Source organism: Bacteroides gallinaceum (genome assembly GCF_030373775.1).
In the GTDB taxonomy this organism is placed as follows: domain Bacteria; phylum Bacteroidota; class Bacteroidia; order Bacteroidales; family Bacteroidaceae; genus Phocaeicola; species Phocaeicola excrementipullorum.
Map to the genome: position 1 here is coordinate 1 of NZ_JAUDEN010000032.1, position 24,550 is coordinate 24,550.

At 47.6% G+C, this 24,550-nt stretch carries 15 protein-coding genes and 1 pseudogene; 9 read left to right on the top strand and 7 right to left on the bottom strand.

What is annotated here, in order from left to right:
• Positions 1-251, top strand: a pseudogene (locus QUW60_RS13280) (hypothetical protein); the annotation flags it as partial.
• 257 nt (positions 252-508) lie between these two features.
• Here QUW60_RS13280 and QUW60_RS13285 read toward each other — a convergent pair.
• The 4 genes from QUW60_RS13285 to QUW60_RS13300 all read right to left on the bottom strand — a co-directional run bounded on the left by QUW60_RS13285 (position 509) and on the right by QUW60_RS13300 (position 5,782).
• Positions 509-2,062: an RNA/DNA-binding domain-containing protein gene (locus tag QUW60_RS13285; protein WP_289561052.1), complete on the bottom strand. Its 1,554-nt coding sequence runs from the start codon at positions 2,060-2,062 to the stop codon at positions 509-511.
• Between the two features lie 10 nt (positions 2,063-2,072).
• Positions 2,073-2,369 carry a tyrosine-type recombinase/integrase gene (locus QUW60_RS13290; protein ID WP_289561054.1) on the bottom strand — a complete coding sequence of 99 codons (297 nt, stop codon included), beginning with the start codon at positions 2,367-2,369 and terminating at the stop codon, positions 2,073-2,075.
• Between the two features lie 12 nt (positions 2,370-2,381).
• Positions 2,382-3,278 carry a site-specific integrase gene (locus tag QUW60_RS13295; RefSeq protein ID WP_434736870.1) on the bottom strand — a complete coding sequence of 299 codons (897 nt, stop codon included), beginning with the start codon at positions 3,276-3,278 and terminating at the stop codon, positions 2,382-2,384.
• 482 nt (positions 3,279-3,760) lie between these two features.
• A complete protein-coding gene (locus tag QUW60_RS13300) occupies positions 3,761-5,782 on the bottom strand; it encodes a LamG-like jellyroll fold domain-containing protein (RefSeq protein ID WP_289561058.1) in 2,022 nt (673 codons plus the stop codon).
• Between the two features lie 694 nt (positions 5,783-6,476).
• Between QUW60_RS13300 and QUW60_RS13305 the strand changes: the two genes are divergently transcribed.
• The 7 genes from QUW60_RS13305 (at position 6,477) to QUW60_RS13335 (ending at position 19,067) form a co-directional block, all read left to right on the top strand.
• Positions 6,477-12,122 carry an alpha-2-macroglobulin family protein gene (locus QUW60_RS13305; protein ID WP_289561060.1) on the top strand — a complete coding sequence of 1,882 codons (5,646 nt, stop codon included), beginning with the start codon at positions 6,477-6,479 and terminating at the stop codon, positions 12,120-12,122.
• Positions 12,123-12,359: 237 nt separating this feature from the next.
• Positions 12,360-13,442, top strand: coding sequence for a DUF1573 domain-containing protein (locus tag QUW60_RS13310; protein WP_289561062.1), 1,083 nt, complete (start codon positions 12,360-12,362; stop codon positions 13,440-13,442).
• Between the two features lie 7 nt (positions 13,443-13,449).
• On the top strand, positions 13,450-14,550 hold the full coding sequence (gene meaB / locus QUW60_RS13315; protein WP_258338885.1) for a methylmalonyl Co-A mutase-associated GTPase MeaB: 1,101 nt from the start codon (positions 13,450-13,452) through the stop codon (positions 14,548-14,550).
• 139 nt (positions 14,551-14,689) lie between these two features.
• Entirely contained in the window at positions 14,690-16,087 is a 1,398-nt protein-coding gene (locus tag QUW60_RS13320) for a polyamine ABC transporter ATP-binding protein (RefSeq protein ID WP_289561065.1), read from the top strand.
• A 13-nt stretch (positions 16,088-16,100) separates the two neighbouring features.
• The gene (locus QUW60_RS13325; RefSeq protein WP_258338887.1) at positions 16,101-16,898 is read left to right on the top strand and encodes an ABC transporter permease; all 798 of its coding nucleotides are present in this window, start codon (positions 16,101-16,103) and stop codon (positions 16,896-16,898) included.
• Positions 16,892-17,698 carry an ABC transporter permease gene (locus QUW60_RS13330; protein WP_258338888.1) on the top strand — a complete coding sequence of 269 codons (807 nt, stop codon included), beginning with the start codon at positions 16,892-16,894 and terminating at the stop codon, positions 17,696-17,698. Before QUW60_RS13325 ends, QUW60_RS13330 begins: the two co-directional genes overlap by 7 nt.
• A gap of 19 nt (positions 17,699-17,717) precedes the next feature.
• Entirely contained in the window at positions 17,718-19,067 is a 1,350-nt protein-coding gene (locus QUW60_RS13335) for an ABC transporter substrate-binding protein (RefSeq protein ID WP_289561068.1), read from the top strand.
• A 345-nt stretch (positions 19,068-19,412) separates the two neighbouring features.
• Here the strand turns inward: QUW60_RS13335 and QUW60_RS13340 are convergent, their stop codons facing one another.
• From QUW60_RS13340 to pepT, 3 genes are all read right to left on the bottom strand, one after another.
• Positions 19,413-20,414 carry a malate dehydrogenase gene (locus QUW60_RS13340; RefSeq protein WP_258338890.1) on the bottom strand — a complete coding sequence of 334 codons (1,002 nt, stop codon included), beginning with the start codon at positions 20,412-20,414 and terminating at the stop codon, positions 19,413-19,415.
• Positions 20,415-20,619: 205 nt separating this feature from the next.
• Positions 20,620-21,708 (bottom strand): glycine cleavage system aminomethyltransferase GcvT, encoded by a 1,089-nt coding sequence (gcvT, locus tag QUW60_RS13345; RefSeq protein WP_289561070.1) that lies wholly within the window; start codon positions 21,706-21,708, stop codon positions 20,620-20,622.
• Positions 21,709-21,874: 166 nt separating this feature from the next.
• Entirely contained in the window at positions 21,875-23,101 is a 1,227-nt protein-coding gene (gene pepT / locus QUW60_RS13350; RefSeq protein ID WP_289561072.1) for a peptidase T, read from the bottom strand.
• Positions 23,102-23,293: 192 nt separating this feature from the next.
• Here pepT and QUW60_RS13355 point away from each other — a divergent pair, with 192 nt between their 5' ends.
• Entirely contained in the window at positions 23,294-24,544 is a 1,251-nt protein-coding gene (locus tag QUW60_RS13355) for an outer membrane protein assembly factor (RefSeq protein ID WP_258338893.1), read from the top strand.
• The last annotated feature ends 6 nt before the right edge of the window (positions 24,545-24,550 follow it).

Sequence of the window (24,550 nt, forward strand, 5' to 3'; positions counted from 1 at the left end):
ATATGAAATACAGGCGTCACCAGGCTAAGCCATATAAGACAGCAGGAAAAAGCATGATTCCTGACAGGGTATCCATCCATGAAAGACCGGCAGAAGCCAATGGAAAAAGATTTGGAGACTGGGAGATGGATTTAGTTATTGGAGCAGAGCAAAATAGTGCAGTTCTTACAAAATTTAAGATTAGTGAAAGAATTCTTACTGGGCTTTATCAGACCGTCCTTTATCCATTTATTGACGGATGCTTGGGTTGACTTCATCCATTTGGCTAAATGAACATTTGTAATCAGGTAGCATCCGTTTAATTGCATAACAGTATGTTTGTTTGCTGAAAAGCCACGCTGCAAACGGTCTATCAGTATATCGATGTCTTTTTTGACAATTTTGGGTGCTGGTCTGTTTTCTTTGATGGTCAGTTCAATAGAATTCATGTCGAAGTTAGCCAACTGTGGTAGTTGGGATAACTCTTCGATGATATGACCAGCACATCGCAAATCTTGAATATGGAATGTTAATCGCTTTCGTCTTGGCATAGTAGTGATTTCCCTTTTTCAGTGGTATAGTATTTCTGCAAACGGCTGTTAGGCTTATCAGGAACAGTCATTGCCAACAATCCTTCTGCAATAAGAGGGTTTATATATTTCCTCTTAAACTTTGTTCTATCACTAAAATTGAATAAAGCAATAATCTGAGTTAAAGAATTTTCGAGCAAGCATGTTTCCAATATAGTTTTTATCTCCTTTTGACTTAATGCTAACTTAGTGCCGACTTGCTGCCAACTTAGTGCCGACTTAGTGCCGACTTGTCGGTGACTTGTCGGTATATTTTCTGCAAACTCAAATTCTTTAGGGTCGCGATAAGTAATGGAAAAGACAAACTCCTCTCCACTATGAATCTCTATCTCAGAGTTTTCAAAGTATAACGGAGCATATTTCCGAATATTTTTCTGTCCAGATCCAAGCTCCTCAGCCCATTTCATTTCACGGAATACCTTTGTTATTAGCGGATTCTTTGTACGGGTACGCCAGTCATTTATATCTATATCCCCTGTTTGGAAAGGTTTCGTCCAATTCTCCGTTATGACCCGATCACGGAATATGAGAAACTTATTGGTGTATGAACTGATATACTCACGATGAAGCAGTGTATTTGATATTACTTCTCTGAATATCATTACCCGTAAATCCAAACGGTCTATACCATTATCCGCTAAACGGAATTTATCAGGCATGTTGCGTTGTACAAAATTCAGTAAACGAATATATGACTGAATCAAATTTACGCATATCATATCTCTGTCATTGTAGCGAATGTCAGGGTCGGTAGGAAGCGGATGCAAGAAACGCTCGTAAGACATGCTACGGTAAATAGCGTCCGTGCGATGCCACGGGCAACAATTCAGAATAGTTTGTTCCTTACCAAATAAAAGAATGGCAGCCAACTTATATCCTTCCTTATTCGTTTCCCGTTGTTTACCCCAAAACAGACTTTTCAGGAACTCTTCATTTGTCATGCTTAGCCACGGATGATTGGAGTTATGGATGGAAATGTGGCTGCGCATAATCTTGAATGATTCTTCGTCCATATCTTCCAAGGTCACATCGGGAAACACTTCGTTTTCGGAAGATTCCTTTTCTTTTCGCATGAACATATTCTTAACCAGATAGGTATGTTTTGACACATCATTGTCCGCATCACCCCAACGGTCGAAGAAACGATTTTTGTATCTATGCACTTGTTCACTCTCCGGCACATTCAGATACAAGATAATCTTACCGTCTATCTCTGCCTGTTCCGGTGTGATTGGCATTGGAGGAAGAAACTGTTCAGGGTTATTCAGCGTATTGATAATGCTTTTAGTCATATCTGTTACGCATTTTGGGTTAATTCCCAATATTGTGCCATCATCATCCACTCCCAAAAAGATATATCCTCCCTCTGCATTCAAGAAAGAACATACGGTTTCATACACAGATGCTGAAACCTTATCCGTACATCTCTTAAATTCTACTTGCTTATTCTCGCCATGCGAAAGCAAGTCCTTTATTTTATCTGTTGATAACATACTGTTTCTTTTATAAGACTTTTACTGCTTCATCTATTACGCTACTGGCAAAACTATCCAAATAAGTATTAGTTGTTGCCAAATCACTATGGCCTAATATCTGTGAGATAACCTCACGTGGTACTTGATTGTCCTGCAAAGTCATAGCCATTGTATGACGACTTACATAGCTTGTTAGTTTCATATCCGTAATCTCCAAAACTTTCGCTAAGTTAGCCAAATTCTTGTTATTGCGCCCAAATCGGCTACGAATATGATTATAAAGTTGTTCTCCTTTATATCCTGCAATAGAAACTATTGGTAACAAGTAATCTTCTACTTATAATGTATTAGCTGAAAACCAATTCATTAACTCTTGGATTTCAGGAGTTATCTTAATCTGAATAGGTTTGACTTTCTTAGCTTCTTTTGTTTTATTCCGTTTATAAACAATATAATTTCCACCGTTATAACGGATAATATTCTTTTTAGTTAGCAATGCTGCATCTATAAACGATATACCATAACAGTAATATGAAAAGAGAAATAATCTTCGTGTCCGTTCAAGTACAGCATTATCCATCACTGTTGTTTTTAGTTTAAACATGGAGTCATGCGGTAAATAACGTTTAGTCGTTTCTTCTTCCAATGATGAAATGCTAAAACCGCCCTTACCAAATGGGTAAGTCGTTTCTGAGGCTTCACCATCTTGGATAGCCTTGTTTAATACAGCACGTAAAGTCTTAAAATAGAACTTCCGAGTATTCCCTTTACATTCACGTTTTTGTAAAAACACATCAAAAGATTTTACATATTTAATATCTATTTCAGGGAAAACACGTTCAGGCAGTTTCTCGTCAAAGAGTTCTAATACGTGAAGTGTTCTGCTATAGCAGTTGGCATTGCCAATATGATTGGTATCTTTATAAGTTTGAATTAGATTTTCAAAGAATTCCTTTACATTTCCTTTGTTTGAGTAGTGAAAGAATTCTTGTTCGAATTGATTTAGTGTCCAATCAATTTTATTGGCATCGAAATCTGCTATAATGCGAAGTATTTCCGATTTCTTTTGCGTTAACCATTCGTTGAGGTATATTCGGTCTGGATGTAATCTGGGAACACGCTTATCTGTGACAAACATTTCAAGTTTATCATTCCATTGATGCGGTTCTGCATAAATGCCTAACGCCATCACCTTCCGTTTATTATTTTTTGCGAACAACCAACCAAATAGCATATCCCTCTTTATAGTGATATTTATCGGCTATCCACATCTTAAATGAAGCATATTTCATAAGTGACACGAATTACTGACATTTTACTTTTTCTAAAAAGATATTGGTCTATAGCAGTCAGATTACCAATTATTTATCTACTTTATTTTACTGACGGATTACTGACGTTTGTACCGAAAATATAGATAATCAGATGTAAATAATACCAATACTTCCGTTTCTTATTCGTTGGCAAATATACTGAAAAACAATTAGATATAAAAATATAGGAAATAAACGGATAGCTCTGGGGGGGGCGTGTGGTCGCTGGTTCGAATCCAGTCACCCCGACTGGTGAAAATGAAGGAGTTAAGTCGTTGACTTAGCTCCTTTTTTGTGAATGACGCATTTATGACACAACTTCAGGGTCAAATAATGATAAGCCATGGGATGGGATAAAAATATTTTTGTGCAATCATAAATAACAAGCGGTTAAGTTGTTTTGCTATTTTATTTCGTAGGTGGTCAATACAGCTGCATGGTCGCCAGGCCACACATCGTCTATTTCAGGCATGGTACGGATGATTTTAGACGAAAGAGGAAGAAGATTGTTTCCTTTCCCATAAATAAAATCAATGCGCGATGTCTGCGACTGTCCGAATATGACCGCATATGTGCCCTCTCCCCGTTCCAGCTCATCAGGATGCAGCACACGGAAAGAATCCTTGAACCCTTCTTCATACATATAGCGCGAAATGGGGAGATCTTCTGCTGCATAACCGAAATGGAGAGAAGCGGCTTTTCTTGTCCAGTCCAAATGGCTTCCTGCATTAAAATCTCCTCCTATAATGGCAGGCATAGAAGAAGTGAGATAGGGATAACAGTCGTTTATCAGCAAACGCTTCATGTCTTCCATTCCCAAAATACTGTCTTCAGCAGCCCATTGGCGAGGATCCATCCCATAATTGGCATAAGAACAAGTGTATTCGGGACGATAGGCATAACGCAACCAACACGCATTCACATACACTTCCCTGCCATTCGGCATGGTCAATACGGCAGGATTAGAAAAGAAAGTGCTTTTGGTCGGAATTTTCCGAATCGGATACCGGCTATACAGACTCAGATTGTCATCGGCGGAAGCAGTCTGCATGTGAAAACCGATTCCTTGCGCAATCATCTCCTGGGAGCCATACGCTTCCTGCATGGTAACCACATCAGCATGTGATGCCTTTATCAGATCTATAATACGCTCACGGCCCTCTTTTCCCAAATGATTTCCGCCATGCCAGATGTTCCACTGCAATACTTTTAATATGTGTACGTCGCTTTGACTGTCCTTTGTAACCCAAATGGGAAGACAGTCTTTTGCCTGAACAGGAGTTATTGTTTTTCGTCCCATCCTGACGGAAAGAGCTGTTGCTCCCAGGCGGTTTCCCTGTGCAGCCTGCGGACTGATATCTGCCGTAATCAACAAATAATTTGTACCGTGTTTCAAGAGCGTGTGCTCTTTATCGGTCAGACGAATATGCAATTTTCCGGAACGAGGAACGATGTCTTTATCTGTAAGTTTATGGCGGATGCCTGAACGAGGCTTGGAACCTGCATAATAAACATGTATTTTTTCAATGTCCTCGATTACGGAACACAAACCGAAATCGAGTGTCAGTTCTTCGACCCTTAATGGGGACTTTTCTCCTTGAGCCTCAATCCGGAGCTTCAACAGCTGAAAATCACGGCTTCCTTTATCTGCATCCCATTCGGAGGGAATGGAAACCACCTTAAAAAGTTGTTGCGCATGATATTCCGCATGAAACAACGGATTGTCGTTTTTTACAGCATAAGCCAAAGGAGCATTTCCATATTGCTTCAGGCGCCCGTTGCGCAGATGGAAAGACATGCGCCCTTCGCCTGCCCGGTTTAAGGATAAGTCATCAGAGAAGTCATCAAAATTGTAATAGCCTTTCAAATAGGGGAACTTGTCATGGCGGGCAGTCAGCGGCCGATACATCCATTGCTGCAGCTCCTTTTCTGTCAGTGCCGCGGTCCAAATGCGTACCTCATCCATACATCCCCCAAAAGCACTTTCAGCAGATTCATTGATTCCGATGGAACCAGGGAGGATAGTCGTAGCCGTATCCTTTCTCGCCGTTTCTTTGCCGTCAACGTAAAGAATTACATGCGTGCCATCACATACGGCGGCTACGTATGTCCATTTTCCCTTGGGCACTTCACCTCCATAAAGTCCGGCTCCCACGTTGCAGATTCGTCCGTTATCTATCACTAGGGGAAGATAATCCAAAGAGTTGAGCCTGCTGTATTCTCCTCCCCCAATAATAACTTCTTGTTTCTTCCACTCATCCATATCGGGTTTTATCCAAGCCTCCAACGTCCAGCATTTGCATATAGAATCCATTCCAATGCGCAAATTGTTGTCTTTTCCATCCAGGCAGACAGCCCAATTGATCTGTGCGTACGCATGGATGCCCAACAAGTTCAGAAGAATGGCAGATAGAATTGTTTTCATCATTTATGTTTTTTAATAGATTGAGGAGCAAAGTTTTGAACACGACATTTCCTTGCTCCCCTGTCTGTTGTTAATCAATAATAAGGGTTTTGCACGAGTTGAGGCATTTTGTTCGTTTCGTCCACACAAAAATACACCCTTTTCTCCATACATTTTGTAGTTACCTTCTTTTTCAGCGTGCAAACTTCATGGAATAATGTGAAATTATTGTTCCATTCGTGTTACGTTTACATGAACGGCTAACTTTAGGCAACCCGCCGGCGAAAATCCGTTCAAGGCCCAATTTCAAGAAAATGCTTGTTCCTTCTTCCCTCAAAGACAAACTTTTCAGCTATGCACTTGAAACAATCACCCCTCCAACAATCCGCGGTCCGTCATCCATTTTCAATTATTTCACATAAAAAGGTGCAGTTATCTCAGAAATATTCGTTTAATTTATAAACACTTTTTTATTAAAACTGTTTTTCCAGTAAAGAGATAAAGTCAAAGCGTCCATCACCCGGAATATGCCCTCTGATGCATTGCAGGCGAGATCGGCCGGCTCAAAAAGATAACGGGACATTTTGCTCAGGATGACGGGACATTTTGATGAAGATGACGAATAATTTTAATCAAGATAACGGGTCATTTTACAAGGCCCGGCAAGGCACGAAAAAATGCAAGAATTTAATGTCGAAATTATAAACCAAGACTTATGAAGAAGACAAGTTTAATAAGCGGACTCTTTTTCCTTTTGGGCATCTTTGCCCTGCAGGTCCGGGCGCAAAGCTACGACCAGATGTGGAAGGAAGTGGAGAATCTGGAGAAAAAGGATTTGCCGAAATCGGCAATAAATCAGTTGGACAAGATTTATGCGAAAGCGGCAGCCGAAAGAAATGCACCTCAGATGATGAAGGCGTTTCTTGTGCGGACGGAAGCGAAAGTCAGCTTGTCGGCCGACGGCCTGAACGGTGAACTGGAAGCTCTTCGCCGCTGGACGGCCGAAGAAAAGGATACGGTGGCCCGCGCCGTGCTGCACCATATCATGGGGGTGTACCAACTGGAAGAGCAGACAGCCGACGTGGACAGTGCGCTGTGGTATTTCCGCGAATCGCTGAAGTATCCGGATGTGCTGGCCAGGGTGACGGCCAAAGACTACCGTCCCATGGTTGAAAGCGGAAAACTGAGCGAGAAATATTTCGGTGACACGATGCTGGATCTGCTTGTGCGTCAGGCGGCCTACAGGTTTTCGTGGGGATACGTGGATGTGACCCGCAGCAAGGAAGCGCACCGTGCCGTAATGGATTTCTACAACTCGCTGATTGACTATTATATCCGGACAGGCAACCGCTCAGCCGAACTGCTGACCCGCCTTTGCCTGCTTTCTTACCGGCAGGGAGGCGAGATGGTTCCGCCCGTCAGGCTCTCTCAGACGGAGGAAGTGGCTTTGCTCCGAAACTGGATGAAAGAGTATGCCGGCGTGTCTTCCTGTGCAGCCGTATATGTGCATCTGACAGAATTGTATCACCGGAACCAGCAATTTACAGAGGCGATGCAGGTAATCGGCGAAGGACTGGAACTATATCCCCGGTCGGAATTTGCCGCCGACCTGAAAGACTACCGGCAACGGATCCTGAACCCTTCGCTGAACCTGCATACGGAATGGGCTTACCCCGGAGAAGATGCCGTGTTTGAAGTGAGGTCGAAAAACCTGAAGGGGATGACACTGGAGGTATACCGGCTGAATCTGAAAGCATCGTCATCAATCTTTGCGGGCGGAATGGAACAGGCGGACATGGTAAAGAAATACGGGAAACTGGCAGGAAGCAAACATTTTGCCCTGCCCGACACTCCCGACTATAAGGATACGGCAAGTACATTCGTCTGCCGGATGCCGGAACCGGGCATCTACATGCTCAAGTCTGTCCCCGACGGGCACAAGGACAAAGCGGCATACGAACTGGTGCATCTTTCTCCCCTGCAGATACTTTCGTTTCCGCTGGAAGGCAAACAGACGGAATATGATGTGGTGGACCGCAAGACGGGCCATCCGGTGCCGGGAGCGGAAATCGTGTTCTATTCCATCCCCACTCCGGGCAATTACACACTTTACCGCACGTTCAAGACGGACGGAAGCGGACGTGCCGTGGTTCCCGAACTGAAAGAACGGAGCCTTTGGATGAATGCCCGAACAACAGACGGCGACTTCATGCAGGTTTCGTATGTATCAAGAGGCCGAGGACTGGCTGTTCCTTCAGACGGGAAGGAAACATACCGCACGGAACTTTATACAGACCGTGCCCTATACCGCCCCGGACAAACCGTTTACGTGTCTGGAGTGGCCTATAAGCAGCAGGGTGACGATACGAAAGTCCGCAGCAGATGGAAATTCACCTTGACCTTGCGTGACGCGAACGGTCAGGAACTGTCCAAACGTGAACTGGTCACGGACGACTTCGGAGGATTCCATGCCGAGTTTGCATTGCCTCAGTCAGTGCTTCCGGGCAATTTCCGTCTGGAAGCGGAAAACGGAAACCGGTATATACGAGTGGACGAATACAAGCGTCCTACGTTTGACGTAGTGTTCACGCCTTACAAGGAGTCCTATACAGCGGGGGATACCTTGTCGCTGGAGGCCGCCGCAAAGAACTTTTCGGGAGCTCCGGTACGAAACGGAAAAGTAAGCTACACCGTAACCCGCTCGCAGGCATGGTTCTGGCGGATCGGAGGAGGTTCATCCCAGGTGATCGGAAGCGGTGAAACCCAGACGGATGCCGACGGAAAGTTCCGGATAGAAGCAGTCCTCGAAAAACCGGAAACCAGCACCGGCGACTGGAACAGCTATTATATATATAAGGTAAGTGCGGATGTGGTGAACATAGACGGCGAAACCCAGTCGGGAAGTCTGTCTTTGCCCGTCAGCAAGTTGTCGATGGGTCTGCAAATCGACGGACTGAGCGCAAAGGTGATGCGTGAAAAGCGGGACAAGATCCAGTTCCTCGCGCGCAACCTGAACGGCCAGCCGGTAGACACAAAAGTCAGCTACCGGATTTATACGCTGGACAAGGACGACAAGAAAGGCTCGCTGGCCGCGCAAGGAGAACAGCCTTCACAAACCGCCTTTATCCCCGAAGCTTTGCTGGACTGCGCATCCGGAAAATACCGGATAGAGATTTCGGCCGATGACAGCCAGGGCAGAACATGCAAGGCAGAACAGGATTTTGCTCTCTTCTCCAGAAACGATGTCCGCCCGCCTTATGAAACGACAGAATGGTTCTATCAGGAAGGTACGGAATTCAATGAAGAACATCCGGTCACTTTATACGTGGGTTCAAGCGAACAGGATGTGTACGTGTTCTACTCCGTCTATTGCGGAGCCAAACGCATCCATAGCGAGCGGCTGACACTGGACAATGAGATCCGCAAATTCGTCTACCCGTATAAGGAAGCGTATGGCGACGGCATTACGGTGAGCTTTGCATTCATGAGAAAAGGCATTTTCTATACCAAGCAGGTTTCCATCGCCCGGCCGGAACCGCAGAAAGAACTTTCGCTGAAATGGGAAAGTTTCCGCGACAATCTTGTGCCGGGCGGACAAGAAGAATGGACGCTGAGCATCCTCGACAGAAACGGAAAGCCTGCCGACGCACGCTTCATGGCAACGCTGTATGACGCCTCTCTCGACCGTCTGCTGGATAATCAATGGAGCTTCAGACTGAACTTCCGGCGTTACACTCCTTCCGTATGGCCGGGCATGCACACCATGAATACGTATTTCTCTCTGTACAGCCCGTTCTACGACCACAGCCATTCGAATGTGTATGACTTCGATTTTCCGAACGGATACAGCCGCCTGTTTGTACCTTCGCTCCGGCAGAGAAACATTTACATCCGTGGCGGCGGAAAAGTGCTGATGGCACGCAGCCTGGCTTCTTCCAAAGCGTTGTATAAGGCGGCGGCAGACGAAGTTGAACAAGCTGCAGTTGCACAGGAAAATGGTTTTGAGACAAACAATGGAGTCTTTTCTATGGCTATAACTGATGCGGCATCGCTGTCCTCGCTCGAATCAGATGAGGAATACGTGCCTCTGAGAGACAACTTCGCCGAAACAGCTTTCTTCTACTCTGATTTGCGCACCGATTCAGCCGGTGCCGTGCGGATGGTGTTTACCATGCCTGACGCAGTGACCGAATGGAAGCTGATGGGAATGGCACACACGCAAAGCATGGACTACGGACTGATTACGGCAAAGGCCAGAACCAGCAAGCCGTTCATGATCCAGCCCAACATGCCGCGCTTTGTGCGCGCAGGCGACCGTGCCGTCATAGCAGCTTCGCTAGACAACATTTCGGGCAATGTCGTTGCAGGAATCGTACGCATGCAACTGGTGAATCCGGTTGACGGCAAAACGGTATACGAATCCGAACAGCCGTTTGAAGTGGCGGCTAACCAGAACGGCTCAGTGAGCTTTGAATATGAAGTGACGGACACATACGATGTGCTGATATGCCGCATGGTGGCCGATGCCGGAGAATACAGCGACGGCGAACAGCATTACTTGCCTATACTGACCGACAAACAGTGGGTGACGGAAACCTTGCCGTTCCAGTTGAAAGACAATGAAAGCAAGACACTGGAACTGGATGACCTTTTCAACAAGCAGAGCAAAACAGCAACCGGCCGCCGGTTGAGCTTTGAACTGACGGCCAATCCGGTCTGGTATGCAGTGCAGGCGCTTCCGGTTCTTTCCAACCCCGACAGTGAGAATGCTTTTGCATGGGCTGGAGCTTATTACGGCAATGCGCTTGCGCAACTGATTCTCGACAAGAATCCGGAAATCAGACAGGTGTTCAGCGCATGGGCATCTCAAAGCACCGACAAGGATACGTGGCTGAGCAAACTGGAACAGAACCAGGATCTGAAGAACATGCTGCTCAATGAAACGCCCTGGCTGACAGAAGCAACCGATGAAAGCGAACAGAAGCGCCGCATCGCCGTACTGTTCGACTTGAACCGGATGAAAAGCCAGTTGCAGACAAGCGTGGACCGTCTGGGCAAGATGCAGCACACAGACGGAAGCTGGTCGTGGTTTGACGGAATGACCGGAAGCCGGATTGTCACGACACAGGTGGCAGAACTCATGGCACGGCTGAAAGCGATGAACGCTGTGACTGACGTACGGATAAACAGCATGTACCTGAAAGCCTGGAACTGGCTGACCGCTCAGATGCAGGAAGAATACAGAAGCATGAAACGGCAGGAGGAAATGCATGAGCTGAACGTTCTTCCGAGCAATCTGGCCGTAAAGTATCTTTATATATGTGCTTTGGACAAGTTTGCAGCATCAAAAGCCGACAAGGCAGTCAACGCATATATGCTGGAAAAACTAAAGAACCGCTCCGCTGAATACTCCATCGGTGAAAAAGCAATGATTGCCGTCATCATGCAGGGTACAGGCAATGCTAGCGAAGCCATGACCTTGGTCCGCTCCATCAAGGAATATTCGCTGTACACACCCGAAATGGGACGCTATTTTGACACGGCAAAAGCTTTGTACTCATGGAACAGTTATAAGATACCGACCCAGGTGGCAGCAATGGAAGCCATCGCCAGAGTGGAGCCTGACGAGTCAATGCATGCAGAAATGCAGCAATGGCTGCTGAAACAGAAACAGGTTCAGGCGTGGAGCAACTCGCTGGAAACGGCAGACGCAATCTATGCACTGCTTTGCTCCGGAGGACACCAGCTGAATACATCAGGCAAAATGACCGTCAAGGCCGGCAGAATGGAGATGGAAACTCCGGACGATGCGCTGGGCTATGCACGCCGCACCTACACGGGAACAGATACTGATATAAAACGTGCAGAAATAAGCAAAACCGGCAGCGGAATCGGCTGGGGAGCCGTTTATGCCCAATACCTGGAAGAAATGGACAGACTGGCAGATGCCAAAGGAAACGGCTTGTCCATCAGCCTTGAAGTGCTGAAAGACGGCAAACGGATCGACAAGCACGCTGTTCTGAACGTGGGCGACAAGCTGACTGTCCGCCTGAACATCAAGGCCGACCGTGACATGGACTTCATTCAGATAAAAGACGAACGTCCCGCCTGCTTCGAGCCGTCCGAACAACTTTCCGGCTACCGCTGGAACGCAAAGACGGGAATCGGCTACTACCAGGTGAGCCGGGATGCCTCCACAGAGTTCTTCATCGACAAGATGCGGAAGGGAAGCTACGTGATTGAATACACGGTACACGTGGACCGTGCCGGAACTTATCAGGCAGGCATGGCAAGCATCCAGTCGGCCTATGCTCCCGAATTCGCCGGCCACACCGGAGGCATGAAGCTTGTTGCCGAATAGCCCGCACGAAGAAGGACGTTCACATCAAAAGAACAGGACACAGAGCCGCCAAGCCACAGAAAAAGATGGAAATTCCATTGCGTAAGATACTGGGCTTGGGCGGCTTTGTGCTTAAAGTTCAAATCCGGCATGTTTCTTGTTTTCACTAAATCATCCCGAAGAAGTATTAAATAGACAAAGGAAGTTTGCTTGCAAAAGTTTTTCTCTTTATCTTTGTTTCTAAATTCAAGACAAGAAATGAAGCGGATTTATACATCACTAGTTATATCTTTTATATGCCTGCTCGTCCAGGCGCAGCCGAGAATCACATTCGACAGCGAATCGAAAGACTTGGGCTATGTGCTTTGGCGCAATCCGGTAACCGTCAGCTACAAATTCACAAACACCGGCGACAAGCCACTTGTCGTTTCCAACGTTACAGTGTCATGCGGCTGTATGGAAGCCAAATGGACGGAAGATCCGGTCATGCCGGGAGATAAAGGAGAGATTACTGCCGTTTTCGATGCAGAAGCAATCGGGCATTTCTATAAGGACCTGGGAATATACTGCAATGCGGCAATCGAACCGATTTATCTGAATTTCAACGGAGAAGTAACCGCCGATGCGAAAAACTTTTCATTCACTCATCCGTACCTGATCGGAGCTATCCGGCTGAATCAGGACGAACTGAACTTCGAGTCAGTCCATAAAGGGGACCGCCCGTCTATCGAACTGCTGGTAGCCAACACCTCCAACAAAGCCTATTCACCGGTGCTCATGCATCTCCCTCCTTATCTGGAGGCAGAAGCGACACCCGACAAACTGGGACGTGGAAAAGCCGGAAAAATCAAAGTAACGCTGAATACGGACAAATTGCCCAAACTGGGTATTACCCGAGCCTCTGTTTATCTGTCAAGATACTCAGGCGATAAAGTAGGCGAAGAAAATGAAATACCGGTATCTGTGGCCTTGCTCCCGGACTTCTCCCAACTGACCGAACAGCAGAAGAACAATCCTCCGGTGATATCCGTATCCTCCAAACAACTGGAGTTTATGGACCTTCGTCCGAACCAAAAGAAATCGCAACATATAATCATCACCAATACGGGAAAGTCGGATCTGGTAATCCAAGACATGCAAGTATTCAGCATTGCCTTGGGAGTTAACCTGAAGAAAAGAACACTCAAGCCGGGCGAATCGACCAAGATGAAAGTGACTGTACTGGCCGCAAACCTGCCCAGGGTGAAAGGCACGCCACGTATACTGATGATTACAAACGACCCGCAACATCCGATGGTTACCATCCGAGTGAAAGCACAATTGAAGTCAAACGAAAAATAAAGATCTTATGGAACACCCCGAAAACAAGGAAGAATACAAGGGGTTAACTGTAAACCAGGGAGTGGAACAGCCTGCTGTTGTTAATCCTTATCTGAAACTGAGAAAGAAGCCGAAACGCCGCCAGTTGTCGGCAAACGAATATGTGGAAGGCATCGTGAAAGGGGACATCACGGTGTTGAGCCAGGCAGTAACCTTGGTGGAAAGCGTCAGACCGGAACACCAGACACTGGCTCAGGAGGTTCTGGAAAAATGTCTTCCCTACACGGGAAATTCAATACGGGTGGGTATCAGCGGCGTACCCGGCGCCGGGAAAAGCACATCAATCGATGTTTTCGGACTTCATGTGCTGGAACAGTACGGAGGAAAGCTGGCTGTTCTGGCCATTGACCCAAGCAGCGAACGCTCTAAAGGAAGCATCCTGGGCGACAAAACCCGCATGGAAAAACTCTCCATACATCCGGATTCTTTCATACGTCCCAGTCCAACGGCCGGTTCATTGGGCGGAGTTGCCAGAAAGACCCGTGAAACCATCTTTCTATGCGAAGCAGCAGGATTCGACAAGATTTTTGTAGAAACCGTAGGCGTAGGACAAAGCGAAACTGCCGTGCATTCGATGGTGGACTTCTTCCTGCTCATCCAGTTGGCGGGAACCGGCGACGAACTTCAGGGCATCAAGCGGGGAATCATGGAAATGGCAGATGGAATTGTAATCAACAAGGCAGACGGAAACAACATAGAAAAAGCCAAGCTGGCCGCAACGCACTTCCGCAATGCGCTGCACCTCTTTCCTGCTCCCGAATCCGGATGGCTCCCGCAAGTGCTTACCTACTCAGGATTTTACGGCATCGGGATCAAAGAAATATGGGACATGGTTTACAAATACATCACGTTTGTAAAAGCAAACGGGTATTTCCAGCACCGGAGAAACGAACAGTCAAAGTTCTGGATGTACGAAACCATCAACGAACATTTGCGCGACAACTTCTACAATGACGACACCATTGCCCGGATACTGCCAAAGCAGGAGGAGGAAGTCCTCAGCGGAAAAGTCACTTCTTTTTCAGCAGCAAGAAAACTGCTGGACATCTATTTCGGCAACATGAAATAGTACCTTGCCGCTTCTGCATAAATATGTAAAACAAGTTTCATTTCTGTTTCGTTTTTCTCAAACGGGAAAGAAATTCCGGCGGATTTACATCTTAGAATGAATTAAAATGTAACTTTGCGCCGAATTTGATTTTAATACGATGCAAAGCGAGAACAAACCGATCATCGAAGTGAAAAACGTGTCGAAGTTTTTCGATGACAAGACTGCACTGGACAACGTCAACCTGTCCATAAGGAAAGGAGAATTCGTCACCATCCTGGGGCCTTCAGGCTGCGGGAAAACAACTCTTCTGCGACTCATAGCCGGCTTCCAGACAGCCTCGGAAGGAACGATTCTGATTAACGGAAAGGAAATAACGCAAACACCGCCGCACAAGCGTCCGGTGAATACCGTGTTTCAGAAATATGCCTTATTCCCTCACCTGAACGTGTATGACAACATTGCATTCGGCCTGAAACTGAAGAAGATGCCGAAAGCCGAAATGACGCGGAAAGTGATGGCGGCTCTGAAAATGGTAGGAATGACCGACTACGAATACCGCGACGTCAACTCGCTGTCGGGAGGGCAACAGCAGCGGGTGGCCATTGCCAGAGCCATCGTGAACGAACCCGAAGTGCTGCTGCTTGACGAACCGCTGGCGGCTCTCGACCTGAAAATGCGCAAGGACATGCAAATGGAACTGAAAGAAATGCACAAGACATTGGGCATCACTTTCGTCTATGTCACGCACGACCAGGAAGAGGCGCTGACCTTGAGCGACACCATCGTCGTCATGTCGGAAGGAAAAATCCAGCAGACAGGCACTCCTACAGACATCTACAATGAGCCGGTCAATTCGTTTGTGGCCGACTTTATCGGCGAGAGCAATATCCTGAACGGCATAATGAAGAAAGACAGGCTTGTCAGCTTTTGCGGAAAAGACTTTGAATGCGTAGACGAAGGATTCGGCGAGAACGTGCCCGTCGATGTTGTCATACGCCCGGAAGACCTGTATATATTCCCGGCATCCGACAAGACCAAAGCCCAGCTGCGAGGCGTGGTGCAGTCGTGCATATTCAAGGGTGTGCATTATGAAATGGTTGTCCTGTGCGACGGATACGAGTTTACGGTTCAGGATTATCACGCTTTTGAGGCAGGTAAGGAAGTAGGACTGATTGTCAAGCCCTTCGACATCCATATCATGAAGAAAGAGCGCATCTGCAATGCCTTCGAAGGAAGAATGAAAGACGAAACCCACGTAGAGTTTCTGGGCTGCGAATTTGAATGCATGCACGCAGACATGAGCGACCGATCGAAGGACTGGGAACACGTGACCGTGAACGTTGACTTCGACAAGATTGAACTGCTGGACAATGCAGAAGACGGAATCCTGACCGGAGAAGTGAAGTTTATCTTATACAAGGGCAACCATTACCACCTCACCGTTCTGTCGGACTGGGACGAAAATGTATTCGTCGACACGAATGATGTCTGGGACGACGGCGACCGTGTGGGCATTTCAATCCGCCCGGAAGACATTCGCGTGACTTTCAAATAAAGCATAAAAGGCCATGACAAAAATCCATCTGTTTTTTGCTTCACGAAAAAGCTGGACACTACCCTACCTGATTTTTTCCGTAATCTTTGTCATCATTCCGCTGCTGCTGATTGTTGTCTATGCGTTTACAGACGAAGCCGGAAACCTTACATTGGGAAATTTCACCAAATTCTTCGCCCATCCCGAAGCGGTGAACACGTTTATCTACTCCATCGGAATAGCCATCCTCACCACGCTAGGGTGCATCATCCTCGGCTACCCTGCCGCATGGATATTGAGCCGGAGCAGTTCGAGCTACTCGAAAACACTGATCATGCTCTTCATCCTGCCGATGTGGGTGAACATTCTGATACGCACGCTGGCAACCGTGGCGCTTTTCGACTTTGCCCAGCTGCCGCTGGGGGAAGGAGCCTTGATTTTCGGCATGATCTACAATTTTATCCCTTTCATGATCTATCCCATCTATGATACGCTGCAGAAAATGGACAAAAGCTACATGGAAGCGGCAGAAGATTTAGGCGCCAATTCGGTACAGGTTTTCTGGAAAGTGGTGCTTCCATTATCCATGCCCGGAATTGTCAGCGGCATCATGATGGTATTCATGCCGACCATCTCAACTTTCGCCATCGCGGAACTGCTGACAATGAACAACATCAAGCTGTTCGGAACCACGATTCAGGAAAACATCAACAACAGCCTGTGGAACTATGGAGCAGCCTTATCCCTGATCATGCTTTTCCTTATTGCAGCCACTTCCGTGTTCAGCACGGAAGATAATGACAGTTCGAAGAAAGGAGGCGAACCATGGTAAAGAAGATTCTCATGCAGACTTATCTGTGGGTGCTGCTGACTCTGCTGTACGCTCCCATTCTGATAATTGTGGTGTTTTCTTTCACCGAAGCCAAGGTGCTGGGCAACTGGACCGGCTTTTCCCTCAACCTGTACAAGTCGCTGATGAACACCGGGGAGCATCATTCGCTGATGAACGCATTTCTCAACACAATCGCCATCGCACTGATCGCCGCAACGGTCTCCACCCTGCTCGGAAGCATTGCCGCCATCGGCATCTTCAACCTCCGCGCGCGAGGACGCAAGGCAATGGGATTCATCAATACGATACCCGTCCTGAACGGCGACATCATAACCGGCGTATCCCTCTTCCTGCTTTTCGTGTCGCTAGGGATAACCCAAGGATTCACAACCGTTGTCCTGGCGCACATCACCTTCTGCACTCCTTATGTCGTGCTGAGCGTAATGCCCCGCCTGAAGCAGATGAATCCCAACCTGTATGAGGCCGCACTCGATCTGGGAGCCACTCCGATGCAGGCCCTATGGAAGGTAATCGTTCCCGAAATACGTCCGGGGATGATCAGCGGATTCCTTCTGGCACTGACCATTTCGATCGATGATTTTGCCGTGACAGTGTTCACCATCGGCAACCAGGGCCTCGAAACCTTGTCGACCTACATTTATGCCGATGCACGCAAGGGAGGGCTTACTCCCGAACTGCGTCCGCTGTCTGCCATCATATTCGTGGTCATCCTGCTGCTGCTCATCATCATCAACCGGCGTGCAGACAAAGCTAAAAACAAGAACAACAATCCGATTTGAAAAGCCGAACGAAAACAAAATGAAAAAACTGTGTTTGATTCTGTCGGGACTGGTCCTGGCATGTATGGGACTGTCAAGCTGCTACAATGACACCGATGATTCCAGAGAACATATCCTGAAAATATATAACTGGGCAGACTACATCGGTGAAGGGGTTCTGGACGATTTCTGCAAGTACTACAAGGAACACACCGGAAAAGATATAAGAATCGTGTACCAGACATTTGACATCAACGAGATCATGCTCACCAAAATCGAACGAGGGCACGAAGATTTCGATGTCGTGTGCCCTTCCGAATACATCATCGAACGCATGCTCCGCAAGAAGCTGCTGCTGCCCATCGACACGCTTTTCCTGAACTCGCCCAACTACATGCACAATGTAGCCCCGTATATCCGCCAGCAAATCGACAGGCTGACCGTGCCGGGCGACAAGCCGGCGAGCCGTTATGCCGTATGCTACATGTGGGGAACCGCAGGACTGCTCTACAACAAGCAATACCTCAGGGAGGAAGATCTGAACTCGTGGGGCTGCCTGTGGGACAAGCGGTACGCAGGGAAGATTCTGATGAAAGACTCATACCGGGATTCATACGGCACCGCCATGCTGTATGCCTGCCGCAGGCAACTGGCAGAACACAAAGCAACCGTACCCGATCTGATGAATGACTATTCACCCGCTGCCATGGATACGGTAGAGAAATACCTCAAGCTGCTGAAGCCGAACGTGGCCGGATGGGAAGCCGATTTCGGAAAAGAAATGATGACGAAAGGCAAGGCCTGGATAAACATGACATGGAGCGGCGATGCGCAATGGGCCATCGAAGAAGCGGCAGAGGTAGGCGTGGAATTGGGCTATACAGTGCCCGAAGAAGGGAGCAACGTATGGTACGACGGATGGGTAATCCCCAAATACGCCAGAAACAGAGAGGCGGCAAGCTATTTCATCAATTTTCTGTGCAGGCCCGACATCGCCCTGCGCAACATGGAGGCTACCGGATACGTGAGTTCCATCGCCTCAAAGGACATCCTGGATGCCAGCATCGATGAAACGGCAGCATACGTAGATGCCAGCTACTTTTTCGGTCCGGAAGCCAGCCATGCAAGACTCCTCAACACGAAGTATCCGGACCTGTCGGTCATCGAACGCTGCGCCATGATCCGTGACTTTGGAGACAAGACCGTAAATGTATTGGAAATATGGTCGCGCGTAAAGGGTGACAACCTGAACGGCGGCATCGTTATCCTGATACTGGGCGTCGTAGGCGGACTGAGTGCCTTCCAGATCCGCCGCCGGTATATTCTTCACCAAAGGAAGAACATGCAGAACCGCAGACACCGGCGCCGCAAACGTGCCGCACACGCCTGACAAAATCCTGAAAAGGGCACAAAACCTTTATCTCCAGCCTGGAGATATGTATCTTTAGCCTAAAGATATGCATCTCTAAGCTGAAGATATGCATCTTCAGGCTGAAGACAGAGATTCGACCAAGAAAGCTGGGGTTATTATCGCAGCCTGACAAAATTTTCAGACAAAAAAATCAGGGCTGACTTCGTTTGTGAAGCCAGCCCTTTTCGGCTAGAAATGCTGCTGCCCGACAAATGCCCGTAACCTAAGCAAAGCGTATAATCCGGCACACAGCCATCTATTCTTATTCAGTTCCTCCGGCATGTCCAAAGACAATCCGCGAGGTCAGATTCGCAGAATCCTCAATTACTTGATGTTCGGGTTCAGCTTGTTCCATTCTGAAATTGCAGGAAGAACGCCCATAGCGATAACTTCATCACGCAATTCGCAGAGATGAGCATAGCTCTTGTCCAAAGCAGCCTGTTCTTCCGGAGTTCCGTTCAAAGCAGCGCAGTGGCAGCCGTCAGCAGAGATTGAAGTTTCCCAAGCCATCATGATGTGGTCGTACTTGTCGTTTGAGATGTAAGTGCCGGCCGGCCAGCGGAATGCTTTTCCGCCCATAGCTGCACCGATCATTTCGATAGATACGTAAGCCGGGCTCTGGAATGAAGAACGTCCGCGCAGAGCGATGATGTTAGCTCCGCCCTTAGTAACTTTCTGCTGGATTTCAGCCCATGTTTCTTTCGGCAGTGCGTCAGTGCCAATGATGTCAATCAGCGGCTTGCCGTTCACCTTAGCTGTAGAAGCGAATACAGCCATCTGTTCGCCGTGTCCGCCGTATGTGCGGCAGTTTTCAACAGCGTCCATAGATACGCCGAAATACTTGGCCAGTTCGCTGCGCAGACGAGTTGAGTCAAGAGCAGCCAAAGTTGTAACCTGAGAAGGTTTCAATCCTGAATACAGCAAAGTGATCAGTCCGGTGATGTCGGCCGGGTTGAAGATAACCACAATGTGCTTAACATCCGGGCAGTACTGCTTAACGTTCTTTCCGAATTCTTCAGCGATGGCTGCATTGCCTTTCAACAGATCTTCGCGAGTCATGCCGGCTTTACGGGCAGCGCCTCCTGAGTTTACGATATATTTAGCACCAGTCAGAGCTTCTTTGATGTCAGAAGTGAAGGTTACGTTTACACCTTCGAAACCGCAGTGATACAATTCTTCAGCCACGCCTTCCAACCCCGGAGCATACGGGTCGTACAAACAGATGTTAGGAGTAAGGCCCATCATGATAGCAGTCTGAGCCATGTTAGAACCGATCATACCGGCAGCACCAACGATGGTAAGCTTTTCGTTTGTAATAAATTCCATAATTCTTAATGTTTTAAGTTTATAGTATAAGTGTATGGTTTTCTTTTTTTACACCGCAAAGATAAAAAAGTTCTTCATTAAACGAGCATTCCACTCGGTGTAAAAATTGTTACAAAACATATCCGCAAGTCCAATTACGGAAAAATTTCACTATTTTTAGTCATAGCCTGCCCTTTTTGCAAAGAGCAGGTTACATTTTGAAACCTCATTTCCTGAACGGCGGCTTGACAACCATTGCCTTCAACTTCCGTCCGCGATTGTCCAGAAAGATCTCGGAAGACGGTTTTGAGTATTCTGTCTTCACGTATCCCAAACCTATTCCGATCTTCCTTATCGGGGACATTGTGCCCGAAGTCACATGACCGATTTCATTGCCGTCTGCATCCGTCAGCTTGTATCCGTGGCGCGGGATGCCGCGATCGATCATCTCAAAACCTACCAGCTTGCGCGAAACGCCTTCGGCCTTCTGCCGCTCAAGAATGGAACGGGCCGTGAAATTCTTGCCGTCAACAAACTTCGTAATCCATCCCAGTCCGGCCTCGATAGGCGAAGTCGTGTCGTCAATGTCGTTTCCATACAGGCAGAATCCCATTTCCATACGGAGCGTATCGCGCGCCCCCAGTCCGATCGGCTTGATTCCGAACTCTGCTCCGGCATCAAAAACAGCATTCCATATCTTTATGGCATCTTCCGGACGGAAATACAGTTCGAAGCCTCCCGCTCCAGTATATCCCGTGTTGGAGATGATCACTTCAGGCACTCCGGCCAGTTCGCCCACTCTAAATGTATAATAGGCAATTTCAGAAAGATCCAGCGATGTCAGTTTCTGAAGCGTCTGCAACGCCTTCGGTCCTTGCACCGCCAACTGTCCGATACGGTCGGAAGAGTTTTCAAGCACAGCCCCCGCACGGTTGTGCGCAACACACCAATTCCAGTCCTTGTCGATATTCGCTGCATTGACCACCATCATGTATTTGTCGCCGCCGTAATCATACACAACAAGGTCATCCACAATGCCCCCTTCTTCGTTCGGCAGACAAGAATACTGCACTTTTCCCGGAACAAGAGCCGCTGCATTGTTTGACGTCACGTCTTGCAGAAATTCAAGCGCATGGGGACCTTTCACCCAGAATTCGCCCATGTGCGACACGTCAAATACTCCCACACCGTTGCATACGGTCAGGTGTTCTTCAATAATGCCGGCAGGATACTCAATCGGCATATTATAGCCGGCAAATTCATGCATTTTAGCACCGAGAGCTATGTGAATCTCGGTAAACGGAGTCGTTTTCATATATCATAAAGTATTAAGGTCGTAAAAGAAAAACACGCAAAGAAACTGAAGCCTGCACAGAGGCGCAAAGACACAGAATCCTTCGAAAAAGCAGATGCCACACAAAAAGGCAAATCCATATTGACTGTTCTGAGCCCGGCGCTTCTGCGCTTTTGGCGGAAATCCATCAATACCTCTTGGCCGTCAGTTCAGCAATCTTCACCACCACTTTCATGGCTTTTTCAATAGACTGCACGGGAACAAACTCATAGCGTCCGTGGAAATTCAGTCCTCCGGCAAAGATATTCGGACACGGAAGCCCCTTGAACGAGAGCTGCGCACCGTCTGTTCCGCCGCGAATGGCCTTCACCTTCGGCTCCACTCCGGTTTCCTGCATGGCGGCAAAAGCCAGGTCAATAATATGCATCAAAGGCTCTACCTGCTGGCGCATGTTATAATACTGGTCTTTCAATTCGACGGAAACAGTGCCTTCACCGTATTTCTCGTTCAGTTTGCCTGCACATTCAAGCATCAGACACTTCCGCGCTTCAAACTTTTCACGGTCGTGGTCGCGGATAATATAGCTGACAGAAGTATGCTCAACCTCTCCCTCCATTCCTACCAGATGGAAAAATCCTTCATATCCCTCTGTTTTTGCAGGAGTTTCACCAAACGGAAGCATCGACACAAATTCATTGGCAACAAGCAAAGAATTGATCATTTTATTCTTTGCATAGCCCGGATGCACATTCAGTCCCTTCACGCTGACCGTTGCAGAAGCTGCGTTAAAGTTTTCAAACTCGAGTTCGCCCACTTCTCCTCCGTCCATCGTGTAAGCCCACTTGGCACCGAACTTCTCAACATCAAACTTATGCGCTCCCAGTCCGATCTCTTCGTCCGGGTTAAATCCTATGCGGATATCTCCGTGTTCTATTTCCGGATGTTCCAATAAATAGGACACCGCTCCTACAATCTCTGCAATGCCGGCCTTGTCATCAGCTCCCAGCAATGTATGGCCGTCGGTCACTATCAGGTCTTCGCCCACATGGTCAAGCAGTTCCGGAAAACTTTTCGGAGAAAGCACGATGTGGTCATCGGCCGAAAGCACGATATCTGTTCCGTCATACTTTTCTACTATCCTCGGCTTCACGTTCTCGCCGCTCATGTCCGGACTTGTATCCATATGGGCGATAAATCCGATCACAGGAATCGGACGGGAAACATTTGAAGGCAAAGTCGCGAACAAATATCCGTTTTCATCCAAAGATATATCCTTCAATCCCAGTTCCTCGAGTTCTGTCTTCAAGTATCTTGCAAACACCATCTGCTTTTCAGTGCTCGGAGTCACGCCGGCAGATTCATCCGACTGCGTATCGAATGAAACATACTTCAAAAATCGTTCTATAATTGTCATAAAATCACTCTTTAAATCAATGGTAAAAATAATCAATAACCCTCGAATGACCAAAAAGATTGCTCTTTTTTCGATTCTTTATAATAATAAAGCCCGAAAACAGTTGCCACTAAACAAACGTTATATGAATAAAGTTTTGTATTTTTGCCAAGGTTAAGAAAACCGCTTTTCCAATCAAACGAACCGATCCGAATGAGAAAAGAAATACTTTTGTGCATAACAATCCTGCAACTCGTCGTTTTCCGCGTTACTGCCCAAGAGCCTACAGCCGCAAAAGAGAACTTGACGGAACAGACAACTGCATACAACGACAGCATCCGGCATGCACGAAAACAGGCAGCCAAAGAACTGCGCAGACAAAAAATCGCAAACAGGAATTTCCACTATAACATTTTGGGAGGACCGAGCTACACGCCCGACTTCGGTGTTCTGGTGGGCGGAAGCGCGCTGATGACATTCCGCATCAATCCGAAAGACACTGCCATGCGCCGTTCTGTCGTACCGGCAGCACTGGCATTCATGTTCAACGGAGGGCTGAATGTATTTGTCAAGCCCCAGCTGTTCTTCAAGAACGACAAATTCCGCATTTTCGGACAGTTCTCTTACAAAAACACGCAAGAAAACTTTTACGGAGTCGGCTATGACACGAACAAGAATTACGTAAGAAGCGACACAACCAGCCAGTACAGGTACAGCGGAATACAGATAAACCCTTGGTTTCTGTTCAGAATCGGAGAGAGCAACTTCTTTGCCGGTCCTCAAGTAGACATCACCTATGACCACATCACCGATCCTGCCAAACACATGATTGACCAGCCCGACTACGTCAGAGCGGGAGGCACAGATGAAGGATACAAGAATTTCAGTTCAGGCGTCGGCTTTCTCGCCACGTACGACACGCGCGACGTGCCAGCCAACCCATACAAAGGAATCTACCTGAACGTATCAGGGCTTTTGTATGAAAAGTTCCTCGGAAGCAACACCAACTTCTACCGCATAGAGCTGGACTACCGCCAATACCTCAATGTAGGGAAACGGAGGGTGCTGGCATGGACCGTGCAAAGCAAGCATACTTTCGGTAAAGACAAAGACATCCCCCTCAACAAATATGTGCTTACGGGAACTCCTTTCGACTTGCGCGGATATTACCAGGGACAATACCGCGACAAGTCATCCCATCTGGCCATCGTGGAATACCGGCACATGTTCAATACCGACAAAAGCAACTGGATAAAGAAAGTGCTAAACCGCCTCGGATTCGTGGCGTGGGGAGGATGCGGATTCATGGGTCCCAATCCGGGCAAGGTTGAAGGAGTGCTTCCCAATGCCGGCCTCGGACTGCGCATAGAGGTGCAGCCGCGGATGAACGTGCGCCTCGATCTGGGAAGGGACTTCACAAACAGACAGAACTTGTTCTACTTCAACATGACAGAAGCATTCTGAAGCCCC